Source organism: Ensifer sp. ENS07, from assembly GCF_014852185.1.
Classification (GTDB): Bacteria; Pseudomonadota; Alphaproteobacteria; order Rhizobiales; family Rhizobiaceae; genus Ensifer; species Ensifer adhaerens.
This window is the reverse complement of the sequence record NZ_JACVBE010000008.1, coordinates 300,002-315,200: the sequence shown is the minus strand read 5'-3', so window position 1 is coordinate 315,200 and position 15,199 is coordinate 300,002. Positions and strand designations below refer to the sequence as shown.

Below are 15,199 nucleotides of genomic sequence, written 5' to 3'. Positions count from 1 at the left end.
TCATGTTTCCTTTCTGACAAATGAAATCTTGAATTTCGTCGCGACGAAGCGCAGCACCATGACGCCGGCGAGCAGCAAACCCCATACGGCGGTCGCCAGATGCTGGTTGGCACCGACGAGGTTGAGACCCGAAGAGAGAAGCTGCAGCACCACCAGCGCGACAAAGACGGGGATGACCCGACCGAAGCCGCCGAACGGATTGACGCCACCCAAGAAGCAGGCGAGCACCGTGATCAGCAGGTAGCTTTCACCGTGGCCGATGCGCACGGAATTGAAGCGCGCCAGCATGATGATGCCGGCAATCGCGCACATGGCGCCGGAGAGCGCATAGACGAGCACGATCACCTTGCGGGTGTTGATGCCGGAATAGCGGGTCGCCTCGAGGTTGGAGCCGATCATGTACGTGTTGAAGCCGAGCTTCGTGCGGGTCAGCAGCACGTTCCAGGCGAGCACGCAGACGATAAAGACGATCAGCGGGATCGGCACGCCGAGAAAAGAGCCGTGACCGAGCGGACCGAGGAAGGCCGGAAAGCCGGATACGTCGCCGCCGCGCGTCAGGAACTCGCCGAGGCCGCGCAGGAAGATCATCATCGACAACGAAACGAGGATCGGATGCGCGCGGGTAAAGGCGATCACCAGTCCCATGATCACGCCGCTCGCCGCCCCAACGAGAATGGCGAGCACCGAACCGAGCAGGAAAGCGCCGGGGCCGGCCTCCACCCCGCCATTGGCCTGCAACACCCAGGCGAGCGTCAGCCCGGCGATGTTGGCCGTGAAGGTGATCGCGAGATTGAGCCCGCCCGTCAGGATCGGCAGCAACATCGCGAGCGTCAGAAGGCCGAGCTCCGGCAGCTGGAAGGCGACCGAACCGAAGGTGGCCGCGCTGAGGAACTGCGGCGAGGCGATGCCGAACACCAACACCACGGCGAGAAACGCCAGCCCCGGCCCGGCCATTTCCGGACCGATGAGGGTCTTCACGCGTTCGACGATCGCACTCATCGTCCGGCTCCTTTCTGGCTGACGAAGGGCAGAAGTCTTTCGATGCGGGTGTTGGAGAGCGTGATCGCCACGAGGATGATGGCGCCGATGATCATCTTGAAAGCGAACGGCGAGACACCCATCAGGTTGAGGCCGTTCTGGGTGATCGAGATCAGGAGCACGCCGAGCACGCAGCCGAGCACCGAGCCCTTGCCGCCGCCAAGCCGCGCGCCGCCAAGGACGACCGCCGCAAGCACGTCGAGTTCGCGACCATAGAGCGCGTTCGGCACCACCTCCTGCGCATAGTGCGCCTGGATGAGCCCACCGATGCCGGCCATCAGACCGAGCCAGCCGAAGGCGATGAACTGCATGGCGCCGATGTTGATGCCGAAGCGGCGCGCGCCTTCCGGATTGTCGCCGAACGCATAGAGCTGGCGGCCGGTCGTGGTGCGGGTGATCAGCACCCAGGTGGCGATGACGCAGAGCACCATCACCAGCACGGGAAGCGTGATCTCGATCCAGGTTCCGTCCGGCATCTCGTGTTCGAACAGGATGACGCGGTCCGTCAGCCAATCCGGCAGGTCGTAGATCGACACGCCCTTGGTGAAGAACATCAGGAGGCCGAAGTAGATGTTGAAGGTCGAGATCGTCGCGACGATCGAGATGACGCGGAAGCGGTGGATCAGGAAGGCGTTGATGGCGCCGAGCAGGATGCCGAGCGAGCCGGCAATCAAAAGGCCTGAGATCCAACCTCCGCCGCCAATCCAACCAAGAGCAATGGCCGTACCGTATTGCACGACCGAGGCGGCAACAGCGAAGGAGATATCGATGCCACCGGCGATCAGCACGACGAGCAGCCCGACGGCGAAGATGATGTTGACCGAGCTGATGTTCAGCAGGTCAAAGGCGTTGCCGAGCGAGAAGAAGTTGGCGGTCGAGACCGACAGCACGGCGCTGATCGCGATGATGACGGCAAGCAGCGACACTTCCGTCGCGTGGGTGCGGACGAAGCTACGCATAGACCGCTCCTTCGATCTCGGCGAGCGAAGCGCTGCGCGGATCATAGCTGCCGACGATGCGGCCTTGTGCCATGTGCAGCACACGGTCGGCGTTGAAATAGACCTCCGGTACCTCATCGGAGATCAGAATGATCGCAAGGCCGGTCTCGGCAAGCCGCGCGACGATGTCGAAGATGCCAGCACGCGCACCAACGTCGACGCCGACAGTCGGGGCGTCGAGGATCAGCAGCTTCGGATCGGTCGCCAGCCACTTGGCGATCGCCACACGCTGCTGGTTGCCGCCGGAAAGCGTGGAGATCGCATCCTGCTGCAGCCCGATCTTGACGCCGAGATCGGCGATCCAGCGCGCGACAAGACTGCGCTTGCGATCCTCGGAGAGCAGTCCGCCTGAAAGGATCTTGTCGAGCGAACTAATCACGAGATTGTCGGCGATCGACTGCGGTTGGATGAGGCCAAGCGACAGCCGGTCCTCGGAGAGATAGGCGACGCCCGCCGCAATCGCATCGCGGTTGGACGAAAAGCGGACCGGCTTGCCTTCAAGCGCAATGGTACCGGATGCCGGCTTCAGCATGCCGAAAAGCGTCAGCGCCAGTTCGGTGCGCCCGGCGCCGAGCAGGCCGGTAATCCCAAGTGTTTCGCCGCGCCTGACCGAGAGCGAGATATCCTCGAATTGGCCCGGGCGGGACAGGCCCTTCACATCGAGCACGACGGGCTGACCGTCGCGGAATTTCGCGCGCACCTGCTGGTCGAAGGTCTTGCCGGTCATCAGTTCGGTGATGCGCGACTGGGTCATGCCGGCGGCGGGGTAGACGCCCACCAGCGCACCATCGCGCAAGACCGTGATGCGGCTCGAAATCTCCAACACCTCGGCGAGCCTATGGCTGACGAAGACGACGGCGACGCCGGAGGCGGAGAGCCCGCGAACGATATCGAGCAGATGGTCGGTTTCCGATTGCGTCAGCGACGCGGTCGGCTCGTCCATGAAGACGAGCCTCGCTTCACCCACAAGCGCCCGGGCGATCGCCACGATCTGGCGCTGGGCAATCGCATATTCCTTGAGCGGCAGGTCGACGTCGAGCGTCACGCCAAGACGGGCGAGCACATCGGTCGCGATCTGGCGCATTCGGCCATAATCGACCAGTTTCGGCCAGCGGCCGAGCACCATCTGGAAGGCGATGTTTTCGGCGACGCTCATTTCGGGAAACAGCGCCAGGTCCTGCCAGATCACCTGGATGCCGCGATCCTGCGCGGTCACCGGTGACATGTGGGAATAGGTTTCGCCATCGAACTCGATCGAGGCGCCATCGGCGGGGCGGTAAACGCCGGTGATGATCTTGATCAGCGTGCTCTTGCCGCAGCCGTTTTCGCCGGCAAGGCAATGAACCTCGCCCGGGCGGACGTCGAAGCTCACATTCTTGAGCGCACGAACGCCACCAAACGTCATGTTGATATCGCGCAAGGCCAGAAGCGGCTTCTCGCCTCCTCCCGCGGTCGCAAGCTGGTGCATGGACTGCCCCTAAATCACGTTAAGTCCGAGCAAGATGCGGGCAGAAACCGCAAACACCTTTCCTCATCCGGCTCCGGTACGGTTGAGGGACTTGCCAGGCCGGCCGAAGCCGGCCCAGCAGCCGGGAGAACCCTTGAGGATCAGAGACCCATGGCCGCGAGATCCGCGACCGTGTCCTTGTTGATCGGCACGAGCTGATCGACGATGATGTTGCGGTTTTCGAAGTCCGGCTTGACCTTGCCGAGACCTTCGATCTCGTCACCGTCCTTGACCTCCTCGCCCTTCATCAGCTTGTCGGCAAGCGTGACGAAGACTTCGCCGGCCTGCTTCGGATTCCACATGAAGCCGCCGGAGATCGCGTCGGACTTCACCAGCTTCTGGCCTTGGCCGGGAGAGAAGGGACCGAGCACGAAGATCTCGCCGACCTTGCGGCGCTCTTCGACGGCGCGGCCGGCGCCGATCGGGCCCTGGCTGCCGAAGGCAAGGAAGCCTTTCAGGTTCGGATGGGCAGAGATCAGGTCGAGTGCAGTCGACCGGCTCTTGTCGACGTCTTCGGCAACACCGTAGCGATCGCCGACCAGCGTCATGTCCGGATGGTTCTTCTTGATGTAGGCGATTGCAGCATCGGCCCAGGCATTGTGCAGCGGCACGGTCAGCGAGCCGACGAAGACGGCATATTCGCCCTTGCCGCCCATCTTCTCGGCCAGCAGCTTGCCATGCGCCTCACCGAAACCAGTCGAGGATGCGAGCTCGAAGTCCCAGTCGGCACCCTTCTGGCCCGGGGATTCGTGGGTGATGACGATGATGCCCTTTTCCTTGGCCTTGGTCAGCACCGGCTCAAGCACCTTGGCGTCGTTCGGCACCACGCCGATGACCTTCACGCCTTGGGCGATGAGATCCTCGATGGCGCGCACCTGCAGCGCCGGGTCGGCGCTGGTCGGGCCGACCATGAAGGCGTCGATACCGAGCTTCTGGCCGCGTTCCTTGATGCCGGCTTCCATGGCGTTGAACCACGGAATGCCGCCGATCTTGACGACGACGCCGACCTTACCGGCATCCTGCGCAAAGGCGGCCGCGGAACTCGCAAGCGCCAGCGATGTCGCCAGGGCGGCGACGAGAATTTTCCTGATCATGTTCTCTCCTCCACTCGTTCCCATAGGGGGAACGCGCCCGGTCGCCTCAGCGCCGGCCTCCAGTTTCAAATCATCACTGGCGAAGTGTTCCTCGCCTCCCTGAAACGCCGCCTCCTCAGACGACACCATCAAATGTGCACAATCGATATTTCTTGTTTGCACAATCGATGGTGCAAGAACTATTGTGCAGACTTAATCTTTCGTCAAGGGGAAATCGGCACTAAAACCACCAGGGGAGAAACCGATGGCCAGCAGCAGCAAGAAGAAAGCGACGATCTACGACCTGTCGGTGTTGTCAGGAAGCTCGCCTTCAACCGTAAGTGCGGTCCTGAACGGCACCTGGCAGAAGCGCCGGATCAAGGAGAGCACGGCGGAACTGATCCGCAACCTCGCCGAGACGCACCAATATACGGCCAACCGCCAGGCGCGCGGACTGCGCAGTTCGCGCTCCGGCCTGATCGGGCTGCTCCTGCCAATCCATGACAACCGCTACTTCTCGTCGATGGCGCAGACCTTCGAGGCGCATGTCCGAAGCAAGGGGCAATGCCCGATCGTCGTCAGTGCCAGCCGCGATCCGGAGGAAGAGCGCAAGACCGCCGAAACGCTGATCTCCTATTCGATCGACGAGCTGTTCATCTGCGGCGCGACCGACCCCGACGGCGTGCACGAGGTCTGCGAGGCGGCCGGCCTCAAACACATCAACATCGACCTGCCCGGCACCAAGGTGCCCTCCGTCATCAGCGACAACTACGAGGGCGGGCGAATGCTGACCGAGGCGATCATCCGCCACTTCCAGGCATCAGGCCCGCTTGCGCCGCACGATCTCTACCTTTTCGGCGGCCGCAACGACCATGCCAGCCGCGAGCGCATCCGCGGCTTCCGTGCCGTCAAAAGCGAACTGCTCGGCGCCGATCCGGACGAATGCATCCAGCCGACGGGCTATGCGCCGAACAATGCCCGCCTCGCCTTCGAGGCCTTCTACGAAAAGCACGGCAAGCTGCCGCGCGGCCTCTTCGTCAACTCGTCGATCAACTTCGAGGGGCTGCTGCGTTTCATGGCAGGGCATCCGCACGAAAACTTCGCCGACCTCGTGGTCGGCTGCTACGATTACGATCCCTTCGCGTCCTTCCTGCCCTTCCCCGTCATCATGATCCGCCAGGACGTCGAGGGCATGATCACCAAGGCCTTCGACGTCATCGAGGAAGCCCGGCCGCAGCCGCGCATTCACCTGATCCAGCCCGAACTGGTGCAGCCGCGCACGGCACTGACCGGCCCGCTCGACGCCTTGAAAGACATCGAATAGCCCCGGAGACCAACGTTTCCGCGGAAACTGCGGCTTCATACAGAAAAATCCTCTGTACATTCTATTATAAACAGCGTATTCATTGGACATGGATGACGTTGACAGAAAAATCGTCGAAATTCTCGCTGACGATGCGAGGCGATCGCTGACCGATATCGGTGCTGCGGTGGAGTTGTCGCCGTCGGCCGTCAACGAACGCATTCGCCGGCTCGTCGCCAATGGCGTGATCCGAAATTTCACCGTCGAGGTCGATCATCGCGCGCTCGGCCTCGACGTACTCGCCTTCGTCTGGGTCGGCCTTGCGCCGGACGCGGACGAGGAAGCGTTCCGCAGCTTCATGGCCGGTCACCCTGCCGTAGCGGAATGCCACCATGTCACCGGCGCCTGGTCCTATTGCGTCAAGGTCCGGATGCCATCGCTCGGCGACCTCGAGCCGTTCCTTGCCGAAATGAAGCAACGGCGGTTCCTGGCGCGAAGCGAAACGGTGATCGCGCTGTCGACCGTGCGGGAAAGCCTGGTAACGACCGTGCTGCGCGCCTGACCGGACGCGAAAACTGCTGCAACATTTTTTGTTTGCCGGGCATGCACCGTCCTCGAAGCGAACGGCGCAACCATGCCCCGGCCGGAGCCCTATGCCATGTCCACATTGTTGTTTGGAAAAAGCCTCCTCGTCGGCCTCGCGGTCGCAGCCCCTCTAGGCCCGATCGGGGCGCTCTGCATCAACCGCACGCTGGAGCGCGGCTTCTGGGCGGGCGTGGCCGGCGGCCTCGGAACAGCCGCCGCCGATGCCACCTATGCGGCACTGGCTGCGATCGGCTTCGCGGCCTTCGCAGCAGTCCTTGCCATCATCGCCACGCCGCTTAGCTTGGCCGGCGGACTGTTCATGATCTGGCTCGGCTGGAGCGGATTACGGCCAAGGTCGGTGACGGCAGCCGCCGATGTCGGCGGACGCGATCTCATTCGCACAACCATCGCCACCTTTTTCCTGACGATGACGAGCCCGGCGACGATCCTCTCCTTTGCCGCGATCTTCGCCGGCCTCGGCCTTGCCGAAGCGGGCGACGCGCTCAGCGCTGCCGTCGTGGTCATGGGCGTCTTCCTGGGATCGCTCGGCTGGTGGTTTTTCCTAAGCGGCGGTGTTGCGATCGCCCGGACGCGACTGCCCGACAGCTTCGTCGTCTGGGTATCGCGCATTTCGGGGCTGGTTCTGATCGCTTTCGGCATCATTGCCATCGGAGCCGCCGTGAAGGGGCTGCTCTAGCCCCTGTCGACGCAGCCTCTACCGGCTGCGTCAATCACTTTCGACCCCTGCTCGTCAGGTCGTGGGCTTCACCGCCTCCACGTGCCACCACTTGGGTCGGGCAGTGCGATAGCTGTGGCTCTTCGGGATCAGATCGATGGCACTCGTCTTGTCGAAGACGCCGAGCAGAAGGGCAACCACCGGCGCATCGTCGATCGCACCGAGACTGCTGCCGCAGGCCGGGCAGAAGGCGCGGCTGGAATAGTCCGAGGAGCGATAGACCGATGGCGCGCCGCCCGGTCCGGTCCAGGTTACGGCTTCGCTCGGGAATTCGACCCACGCCAGGGTCAAGGCGCCCGAATGGCGCTGGCACATCTTGCACGAACACGTATGCGGCTTTCCGGCCGTCCCCTGCGCCTCAAACCGGATTGCTCCGCAGAGGCATCCGCCCGTGTGCGGCTTAAGCCTCTTGGCAACGGCCCGCGTCATACTTACCTTCAGTTGTGGTTTCGAATCGGCGCCAGTATAAAGAACCGCGACAAAATTGGAGGCATCCATGCGTGCAATTCGTGTGATATCTGCCCTTGTGGTTGTCGACGGCATCGCAGGCGAGGCGATGGCTGAGGATGGTGTGCGCCCGTCTGCAGCCGGGCCAACGCCGAAGGGCCGGATCGTCTCCGGCGCCTTCGAGATGGACTTCACGAAGATCCCGTAATCGCGGCAGCTTACATGCCGGTACCGGCTCAGTAGAACCACGCGCCGATGTCGCGAAACGCGCGTTTGCTCTGATCGCGCCTGTTGCCGTCCCGCGCCGCCGGGTCGTCGCCGATCGGCAGACTGAAGCCGAAAGGCTCGGCCGGCACGCCGCCGCGATCGCACCAATAGGCATCGAGGTCGGCCCTCATCATGCGGCGCCGCTTCAAGCGGCGGCGGTTGATGACGTGCTTGTCGTTCGAGACCGCAAAGACGTGGCCCGCGTGGCCTTCCGTCACCAGGCCATTGAGGACGAGCAGCGCCGCATCCTTCGGCCGGAGCCCGCCGAGATCGCGAGTTGCCGTGATCAGGGATCGCTTGGCCTCTTCGCCCTTCGGCCCCTGCATCCCGCCGATGGCGAGACTATAGGTGTCGCCTGCGCAACGCACGAAGATGAAGCCGACAGTGCAGAGCGCATAGCCATCGCTCTGCCGGCGCAGCCGGATCGCGAATGCCCCCTCATGGCGGGCGCCGCCATGGTCGGCCAGTTGCAGCTGGATGCGATAGTTCTCGCTGCGGCCGGAAACCGTGCCCATTTCCAGCGTGCTGCCGCGCCAAAGGGCCATCAGTGAACGGCGCGACAGGACCTCGCTTGCGACATCGAAGTGATTGAGCAGCAGGTCGAGTCTTGCTGTCGACGACGCGCCGTGCAGGAAGAATGTCGGGATCGACTTGCGCACGAGATCATCGTGCGGCAGACCCAGCCGGTAGCGTTCGGCAAATTCGCCGAGAAAGCCGATCCAGCGCGATGTCAGGAACGGATGGCGCGCAAACCGCATGGAAAATACGACGGCGCGCTTCAAGCTCACCCTCAGGCCGAGCTTGAGCACATGGCTGGTGATCGACGTCTCTCCCGAGCCTTCACCGACGACAGGCGCAGAAACCGGCCGGCCCGAAGGCCTCAGCTGTTCGCCCACGAATGCCTTGCCATCGACCGGCAACCGCAGATCCGCGCTGTATTCCTGACTGAATTCCAGGGACATGGTGCTATCCTTGAGAGCAAACGCTGTTGGCCGAAGGACTCGGCCGAGCTCAGGTTTGCCCGGGCACTGTCAAGGATTTGCGGAGAACCGGTGGGCAATTGCACGCCGATTCTAAGCGGGCGCGAGGGCGGCGAAGCCGCCGATGTTCCGATCGGGAAAAGCGGAAAATTGATTGGCGCAACGGCTGTTGCGCCAATCGTTCACAGGACGATTTCCCGCGGCAGGACGAGCGTGATCACGGCGCCGCCGCCGGCACGCGCGGAAAATTCCAGCCGTCCGCCATGCGCCTTGGCGATCGCCTGGACGACGGAAAGCCCAAGGCCCGTGCCGCCCGTCGCGCGCGACCGCGAGGCGTCGCCGCGCCAGAACAGGTCGATCGAATGGATCGAAACGTCGTCCGGAAGACCGGGACCACGGTCCAGCATCCGGATAAAAGCCTCGTCGGCACCCCGCCGCCCGGTCTCGCAGCGCAGGACACGGCCGTCTGCGGCGTAGCGTGTAGCGTTTTCGATCAGCGCCAGCAGCGCCTGGCGCAGACGCTGCGAATCGCCGGAGACCCGCACCGGCTCAAGCGCGACCTCCACCGACATGCCAACAGAGCCAAGCAGGGTGTTTGACGCACCAAGCACCTGGGTCGCCTCCACGGCGAGGTCCACCGTCTGACGCTGGGTGACCAGCTTCTGGCCGGCGGCGAGCGAAAGCGTACGCAGATCTTCAACCAGGGCGGAAAGCCCCTCCACCTGCAGCAGCAACTGCCGCACCCTTTCCGGCTCGAGAGGAAAAACACCGTCGGCCATTCCCTGAAGGTTGCCCTGCAGGATCGTCAGCGGCGTACGCAGTTCGTGCGCCACCGCCATCGTATTGAAGCGCAGCCGGTTCTCCATGTTTTCCAGTTCGGCTGCCAACTCATCGAAGGTCTTCACGAGCGTCGCCACCTCCTTGGCACCCTTGCGAAACGATCCGACGCGCACCGCGAAGTCACCCGTCCTGAGGTCCTGCGTCGCCTGCGCCAGCACTTCCAGTGGCCGGCTGATCTTGCGCGCCAGCCAGTAGCCCACGAGCCCGCAGAAAGTGACTGCCGTCGCTCCGAAACCGAGGATGATCTTGTCCACCTCCCAGTTCGCCCAGTCTTCGAGTTCCGGCATCGTCGAAAGTAGCTTTTGCAGCGACTCCTGGCGCGGCAGCTTGCCGGCATTGATGTCCTTGTAAGCCTGAGCCGCCTCCGCAGGCATCCGCTCCAGCAGTCTCGCCTCCAGCCGCGGCTCCATAAATTCGACGCCGGCATAGATGATGAACACGCTGATGATGAGCAGCGCGATCGTCACGAGCGCGGTGAGAATGCCGAGCGGCAGGCGCGAGAGACCGATCTTCATCTGGGCTCCACGAAACGGTAGCCGACGCCGCGCACGGCACTGAAGAAGCCGCAGGCACCGAGATCTTCCAGCTTGCGCCTGAGATTGGCGATATGGGTATCGACAGTGCGGGCGAGCGCATCGCTGTCCGGCAGGCAGGCGTCGAGGATATCGGCGCGATCAAAGGCATGCGTCGGGCGGCGGATCATGTGGGCAAGGATGCGGAATTCGCTGAGCGTCAGCGGCACCGACTGGCGATTGCCGGCCTTTTCGACGAAGGCGACATGGGCATCGAGATCGACCTCGACACTCTCGAAGCGAAGCACGGTGGCGCCGGCGCCGTTGCGGGTACGGCGCAGCACCGCGTTGACGCGCGCCACCACCTCCTGCGGGTTGAACGGCTTGATGACGTAGTCATCCGCGCCGAGCCTCAGCCCGGTCAGCCGGTCGAGATCTTCTGCCAGTGCCGTGACCATGATAACCGGCGTATTCCCCTCGCGGCGAAGGCGGGCGAGAACCTCGAACCCATCGAGCTTCGGCATGCGAACGTCCAGCAGCACCAGGTCCGGCGACAGCACCGCATGGTGGGTCAGCGCCGTCTCGCCGTCGGCGGCACGCACCGTCCGGAAACCGTCGCGAACGAGATAGGCATCTAGGATCTGCGCAATCTCCGGCTCGTCCTCCGCCAGAAGGATGAGACCCTTATCGACCATGAACTAACTCCCTGGGTCTGATGTTGTGATCAGCAGCTTATGTGACGAATAGGCCCGCGTTGCAATTCGTCCGCGCGGCCCAATGGTCGCTTGATCGGCCCTCCGGATAGAGCTCCGTACAAATCTTCGCCGTTTCTTGACAATTGGCGACGGACGCGCCGCACAACCGACAAACCGGGCCTCTCCCCGCGGCGGAAATGCGGGGCAGAGTGCCGGAGACCTCCTTCCCGCATGTCGGTCGCGCTCGACCAGAAGCTGTATCAGCCAACCGTTCGGTCTTGCGCATCAAGCGCTCCCAGTTCCTCGACGCAGCCTTGACAGAGCGGCGCAAGTGTCCGGCCCACACACAGACAACTTGCGAGCGACCGCATGCCCAGCCATTATTCATCCACGGCGACCTCTTCAGACAGCGGCCGATGGCCGCGCGCCAATCCTCGTCTCTGGCCGGGGCAGGCGCGCGCGCGCCTGGAACACCAGCCAATCGCGGCCGCCGGCGCACTGACCATTTGCGCGGCCTTCGTCTTCATGGCCTTTCCCGGCATCGATCTTGCCGTCTCGCGCTGGGCCGCCTTCGCCACCGGCGACTTTCCGCTCTCGCGGGAGCCGGAGCTGCGGGCCCTTCGCGACTTCAACCGTATCTTGCCGGTTTTCATTCTGCCTTGCGTTCTGGCGCTTCTGGTTGCGCAGGCCATCGCACCCCGCCCATGGCTGCCCCGCCCGCACAAGGCACTGTTCTTCCTGACCTTCTTTGCGCTCGGGCCGGGGCTCCTTATTCAGGCGCTGAAGCGGCTGATCGGACGGGCGCGCCCCCATGAGATCACCGATTTCGGCGGCAGCCTGCCGTTTACGCCGGCCTGGCAAGTGTCCGGCGCCTGCTCGCGCAGTTGCTCTTTTGCGTCGGGCGAATCCGCCACCGCGATCGCGCTCGTGGCGCTCGCACTGCTGTTACCGGTTCAATGGCGACGGGCGACAATCATCGCCCTCGTCCCCCTTGTCCTCGCCTTCTCGCTGAACCGGATCGTGTTCGGCGCGCATTACTTGTCCGATGTCGTTCTGGCGTGGTGCCTGATGCTGTGGCTGATGGCGTGGCTGTGGTCCGTCTTTGCCGACAACGGCGAACGGATCGATGCCGCCGTGATGCGCCTTTCGCGCCGAAGCGCGCCATAGAGCGCCCGAGAAACCGGTATCGCTTCAGCGCGGAAAGACGAGTTCCACCGTCGTTCCGCGCCCAGGCTGCGAGAGAATGCGGGCATCGCCGCCGCTTTGCCGAACGAAGCCGTAGACAACGGCGAGGCCAAGGCCGGCACCGCCCTCCTGGTCACGGGTGGTGAAGTAGGGCTCGAACGCCTTGTCCACCGCCTCCGGCGACATGCCGATCCCCGCATCGGTCACCGAGACGACGACATCACTCTCGACGCAGCCCGCGCGGACGAGGATCGTGCCGCCGAGCGGCATCGCCGCGGCGGCATTGAGGCAAAGGTTGAGGATCGCCTGCTCGAAGAGCGCTGCATCGAGATGCACGTTGGGCAAGCCGTCCGCAATCTCGAAGGCGAGCCGGCATTTTTCGCCGACGGCGATTTCAAGCACGTCGGCCATGCCGCGCAGCACCGCGCCGATTTCGAGCGCGCCCGGCTGGAGTGGATGCTGGCTGCCGACAGACAGCATGCTCGAGGCCAGCGAACGCCCCCGGTCGGCCGCCTTGCGAATGCGGGCGATATGACGTTTCTGCCGGTCGCTGAAGCCTGTCTCGCGCTCCAGCAGCCCCAGGCTGCCGGTGATGATACCGATCATGTTGCCGACCTCATGGCTCACCTGGTGGGTCATCCTCATGATCCCGTCCAGCCGCTGCGCCTTCGCCGCCTCGGCCTCCTGCCGGTCGATCTCCGTCACGTCCCGCGCCAGCAGCACGATGCCCCGGTCCGGCTGCCGCGACAGGGAGACTTCGGTCACCCGGCCCATGTCGGAGCGATGGCGCAGCACCAACCGGTCGTCGAGCGATCCCGCGTCGCGATCGGCGGGCAAGAGGGTTGGATCGATCTCCGGCATTGGGCTCACGAACCGTCGCAGCGGAAGCTTCCGCGCCGAGCCTGGCCAGCCGACGAGCTCCATGACGCGACGATTCATCGTGATCGGTTTGCCGCCGGGATCGAAAAGCGCGATCCCTTCGTTCATGTTGCGGAAGGTCGAGCGAATGGTGCGCGCCGCCGCCTCGGCCGTCCGACGAAGCCGCGACACGCGCTCGACGCTTTCGCGGAAGGCGCTGAAGGCTTCAAGCAGCCGCAGGAACTCGGTCTCAGTCCCCTTGTAGCTCGGTGTATCGACGTCACGGCGCCCCTGGGCAAGCGCGTTCATGCCCTTGGAGAGCGACACGATCCCGCGCGACACCCGCATGACGGAGCGGATCGAGAAGATCGCCATGACGAGCACCAGCAGGGCGGAGACCGCGACGATGACGAGCAGTCGGCTCAGCGCATCAGAGGTCGAGGCGAGATCCTCGTTGAGCCCCCGGGCAACGGCCTCGCTTTGTGTTTCCGTGGCGTGCGAAAGATCGCGCGAGACCGTGTGCAGCCGCGCCACCGCGGCGCGGATGGCGAACATTTCCAGAAGATAGTGGGTCTGCGCCTCGAACACCCGTTCATAGGGCGTCAGCTTGGCTGCCGAAATCCGGCTATCCGGCCCGGCGGGCGCCAGCCGGGGCGTCGTTACGGCAACGTAGCGGCGGCGCAGTTCGCCAAGCTGGAACAGGCTGTCGGAATTGGATGCCGATTGCACGATCGCGTTGAGGCTCTGGCGAACCTCTGCGTCGGCTATGCCGTTGCCGGTGGCGATCTCTCCGAGCGCTGCTGCCGCATCGGCCTTGTACTGCTGGGCCGAATCCGCGTCGGCGGCGAGTGTCACCGTCTGTGTGCGGATCGCATCCAGCAACTCGACGATGTGGGCGCTGGCAAAGCCCTCGACCGCTGTCTTGCCGGTCTCCGGCGCCATGGTCTGAAGCAGGACGTCGACCTGCGCGACGACCGACCGGCTTTCGCTCGACACCCGATAGGGCGAGGTTGCGTTCATCAGGAACGGCGCGCTGGACACGAGATCGGAAACCTGGCGCGAAACCAGCGAGGCCTTGGCAAGGCTGGAAAAGGCCTGCAGCCCGTAGGCCGCCATCTCGTCACGCGCCCGTTGCAGGCCGAACACGGCGACCGTTGCCAGGCTGAAAACGAGCACGCAGATGAAGACGATCGCAAACGGCAGGCGGAAGGCGATCGACGAAAGGAACGGGCGGCTGATCACGGCCGGGCCTCGTCGTCGTCGGTGTCCAGCACATAACCCTTGCCGCGCCGCGTCTTGATGTGGCGCGGAAGGTCCGGATTGCGCTCGATCTTGCGCCGGAGCCGAAGCACGAGCACATCGACGTTGCGGTCGATGTAGCGATCGCTTTCGGCGCCCAGCCGATCGAGGATATGGGCGCGGGTGACCGGCGTGTTCGGCGTTTCCGCGAGAATTTCCAGCAGAGCGAACTCGGCGCTGGTGAGCGAGCGGGTCGCATCGGAAAGGCAGACCGCGCGCCGGCTCTTGAGGTCGATCGACCAGTCGCCGAGTTTCAGCGCCGCGGGCTCGTGCTCGCGCTCGGTCTCCCGCTCCGGCTTCAGCGACGGGTAAGTCCGTCGAAGCACGGCCTTGATCCGGGCCGTCAGTTCGATCGGCTCGAACGGCTTGACGACATAATCGTCGGCGGCCGTCTCCAGTCCAAGCACCCGATCCGCGGCGCTGCCTGCCGCCGTTACCATGACGATGCCGATATTGGTGCGCGCCCGCAGCCGCTGGGCAAAGGTTCGGCCCGAGGCTCCAGGCAGGTTGTGGTCGACGAGCACCAGGTGCACCGTTTCCCGCTCGAGGACGACAGCGGCGGCCTCCGCCGATGGCGCCGTCAGCGGCATCCAGCCTTCGGCCTCCACCAGATCGGAAACAAGCTCCGCCATGTCCGGATCGTCTTCGACGATCAGAATCCGTATTCTCTCACTCAGCATGCACGTCCTCCCGCCGCCATCATAGGCGGGGCTGCCCCAATGATCAAAGCGGCTCGCGTTATCCGCATTGTCACATTTGTAATCTTTGTAATCTTGAAACGGCAAAGCCGCATCCGTGTTGTAAGAACGGTAACCATTCTGCGGGTTGCGACCCGCAGGGAATACCGACATCCTGATTGCGGAGGGCGGCAACGCT

General features: G+C 64.0%; 15 protein-coding genes. 5 read left to right on the top strand and 10 right to left on the bottom strand.

The window, feature by feature from the left end; translation table 11 throughout:
• The 4 genes from IB277_RS23875 to IB277_RS23860 all read right to left on the bottom strand — a co-directional run bounded on the left by IB277_RS23875 (position 1) and on the right by IB277_RS23860 (position 4,637).
• Positions 1-999: an ABC transporter permease gene (locus IB277_RS23875; RefSeq protein ID WP_112975369.1), complete on the bottom strand. Its 999-nt coding sequence runs from the start codon at positions 997-999 to the stop codon at positions 1-3.
• Positions 996-1,997: an ABC transporter permease gene (locus tag IB277_RS23870; RefSeq protein WP_060529116.1), complete on the bottom strand. Its 1,002-nt coding sequence runs from the start codon at positions 1,995-1,997 to the stop codon at positions 996-998. Before IB277_RS23870 ends, IB277_RS23875 begins: the two co-directional genes overlap by 4 nt.
• On the bottom strand, positions 1,990-3,504 hold the full coding sequence (locus IB277_RS23865) for a sugar ABC transporter ATP-binding protein (protein ID WP_192371958.1): 1,515 nt from the start codon (positions 3,502-3,504) through the stop codon (positions 1,990-1,992). The genes IB277_RS23870 and IB277_RS23865 overlap by 8 nt, the downstream gene beginning before the upstream one ends.
• 140 nt (positions 3,505-3,644) lie before the next feature.
• Positions 3,645-4,637, bottom strand: a complete 993-nt coding sequence (locus IB277_RS23860) for an autoinducer 2 ABC transporter substrate-binding protein (RefSeq protein WP_089043683.1) — start codon at positions 4,635-4,637, stop codon at positions 3,645-3,647.
• 244 nt (positions 4,638-4,881) lie between these two features.
• Between IB277_RS23860 and IB277_RS23855 the strand changes: the two genes are divergently transcribed.
• The 3 genes from IB277_RS23855 (at position 4,882) to IB277_RS23845 (ending at position 7,201) form a co-directional block, all read left to right on the top strand.
• Entirely contained in the window at positions 4,882-5,940 is a 1,059-nt protein-coding gene (locus tag IB277_RS23855; RefSeq protein ID WP_034789995.1) for a LacI family DNA-binding transcriptional regulator, read from the top strand.
• Between the two features lie 88 nt (positions 5,941-6,028).
• Entirely contained in the window at positions 6,029-6,481 is a 453-nt protein-coding gene (locus IB277_RS23850; protein ID WP_034790005.1) for an Lrp/AsnC family transcriptional regulator, read from the top strand.
• 96 nt (positions 6,482-6,577) lie between these two features.
• Positions 6,578-7,201 carry a LysE family translocator gene (locus IB277_RS23845; RefSeq protein WP_060529120.1) on the top strand — a complete coding sequence of 208 codons (624 nt, stop codon included), beginning with the start codon at positions 6,578-6,580 and terminating at the stop codon, positions 7,199-7,201.
• A gap of 54 nt (positions 7,202-7,255) precedes the next feature.
• Here IB277_RS23845 and IB277_RS23840 read toward each other — a convergent pair whose 3' ends face one another.
• On the bottom strand, positions 7,256-7,669 hold the full coding sequence (locus tag IB277_RS23840) for a GFA family protein (protein WP_034790293.1): 414 nt from the start codon (positions 7,667-7,669) through the stop codon (positions 7,256-7,258).
• A gap of 67 nt (positions 7,670-7,736) precedes the next feature.
• Between IB277_RS23840 and IB277_RS23835 the strand changes: the two genes are divergently transcribed.
• On the top strand, positions 7,737-7,895 hold the full coding sequence (locus tag IB277_RS23835; RefSeq protein WP_156400770.1) for a hypothetical protein: 159 nt from the start codon (positions 7,737-7,739) through the stop codon (positions 7,893-7,895).
• A gap of 28 nt (positions 7,896-7,923) precedes the next feature.
• Here IB277_RS23835 and IB277_RS23830 read toward each other — a convergent pair whose 3' ends face one another.
• The 3 genes from IB277_RS23830 to IB277_RS23820 all read right to left on the bottom strand — a co-directional run bounded on the left by IB277_RS23830 (position 7,924) and on the right by IB277_RS23820 (position 10,981).
• Positions 7,924-8,916: a DUF535 family protein gene (locus tag IB277_RS23830; RefSeq protein ID WP_192371957.1), complete on the bottom strand. Its 993-nt coding sequence runs from the start codon at positions 8,914-8,916 to the stop codon at positions 7,924-7,926.
• A 200-nt stretch (positions 8,917-9,116) separates the two neighbouring features.
• Positions 9,117-10,289 carry an ATP-binding protein gene (locus IB277_RS23825; RefSeq protein ID WP_060585783.1) on the bottom strand — a complete coding sequence of 391 codons (1,173 nt, stop codon included), beginning with the start codon at positions 10,287-10,289 and terminating at the stop codon, positions 9,117-9,119.
• A complete protein-coding gene (locus IB277_RS23820; protein ID WP_034790028.1) occupies positions 10,286-10,981 on the bottom strand; it encodes a response regulator in 696 nt (231 codons plus the stop codon). Before IB277_RS23820 ends, IB277_RS23825 begins: the two co-directional genes overlap by 4 nt.
• Positions 10,982-11,350: 369 nt before the next feature.
• Here IB277_RS23820 and IB277_RS23815 point away from each other — a divergent pair, with 369 nt between their 5' ends.
• Positions 11,351-12,148, top strand: coding sequence for a phosphatase PAP2 family protein (locus tag IB277_RS23815; protein WP_060585781.1), 798 nt, complete (start codon positions 11,351-11,353; stop codon positions 12,146-12,148).
• A 24-nt stretch (positions 12,149-12,172) separates the two neighbouring features.
• Here IB277_RS23815 and IB277_RS23810 read toward each other — a convergent pair whose 3' ends face one another.
• On the bottom strand, positions 12,173-14,266 hold the full coding sequence (locus IB277_RS23810) for a nitrogen regulation protein NR(II) (protein ID WP_060585777.1): 2,094 nt from the start codon (positions 14,264-14,266) through the stop codon (positions 12,173-12,175).
• On the bottom strand, positions 14,263-15,003 hold the full coding sequence (locus IB277_RS23805; RefSeq protein ID WP_034790032.1) for a response regulator: 741 nt from the start codon (positions 15,001-15,003) through the stop codon (positions 14,263-14,265). Before IB277_RS23805 ends, IB277_RS23810 begins: the two co-directional genes overlap by 4 nt.
• Positions 15,004-15,199: the final 196 nt, after the last annotated feature.

Coding starts and splice junctions, on each gene's coding strand:
- IB277_RS23875 (WP_112975369.1), bottom strand. CDS start 999: ATGAGTGCGATCGTCGAACGCGTGAAGACCCTCATCGGTCCGGAAATG.
- IB277_RS23870 (WP_060529116.1), bottom strand. CDS start 1,997: ATGCGTAGCTTCGTCCGCACCCACGCGACGGAAGTGTCGCTGCTTGCC.
- IB277_RS23865 (WP_192371958.1), bottom strand. CDS start 3,504: ATGCACCAGCTTGCGACCGCGGGAGGAGGCGAGAAGCCGCTTCTGGCC.
- IB277_RS23860 (WP_089043683.1), bottom strand. CDS start 4,637: ATGATCAGGAAAATTCTCGTCGCCGCCCTGGCGACATCGCTGGCGCTT.
- IB277_RS23855 (WP_034789995.1), top strand. CDS start 4,882: ATGGCCAGCAGCAGCAAGAAGAAAGCGACGATCTACGACCTGTCGGTG.
- IB277_RS23850 (WP_034790005.1), top strand. CDS start 6,029: ATGGATGACGTTGACAGAAAAATCGTCGAAATTCTCGCTGACGATGCG.
- IB277_RS23845 (WP_060529120.1), top strand. CDS start 6,578: ATGTCCACATTGTTGTTTGGAAAAAGCCTCCTCGTCGGCCTCGCGGTC.
- IB277_RS23840 (WP_034790293.1), bottom strand. CDS start 7,669: ATGACGCGGGCCGTTGCCAAGAGGCTTAAGCCGCACACGGGCGGATGC.
- IB277_RS23835 (WP_156400770.1), top strand. CDS start 7,737: ATGCGTGCAATTCGTGTGATATCTGCCCTTGTGGTTGTCGACGGCATC.
- IB277_RS23830 (WP_192371957.1), bottom strand. CDS start 8,916: ATGTCCCTGGAATTCAGTCAGGAATACAGCGCGGATCTGCGGTTGCCG.
- IB277_RS23825 (WP_060585783.1), bottom strand. CDS start 10,289: ATGAAGATCGGTCTCTCGCGCCTGCCGCTCGGCATTCTCACCGCGCTC.
- IB277_RS23820 (WP_034790028.1), bottom strand. CDS start 10,981: ATGGTCGATAAGGGTCTCATCCTTCTGGCGGAGGACGAGCCGGAGATT.
- IB277_RS23815 (WP_060585781.1), top strand. CDS start 11,351: ATGCCCAGCCATTATTCATCCACGGCGACCTCTTCAGACAGCGGCCGA.
- IB277_RS23805 (WP_034790032.1), bottom strand. CDS start 15,003: ATGCTGAGTGAGAGAATACGGATTCTGATCGTCGAAGACGATCCGGAC.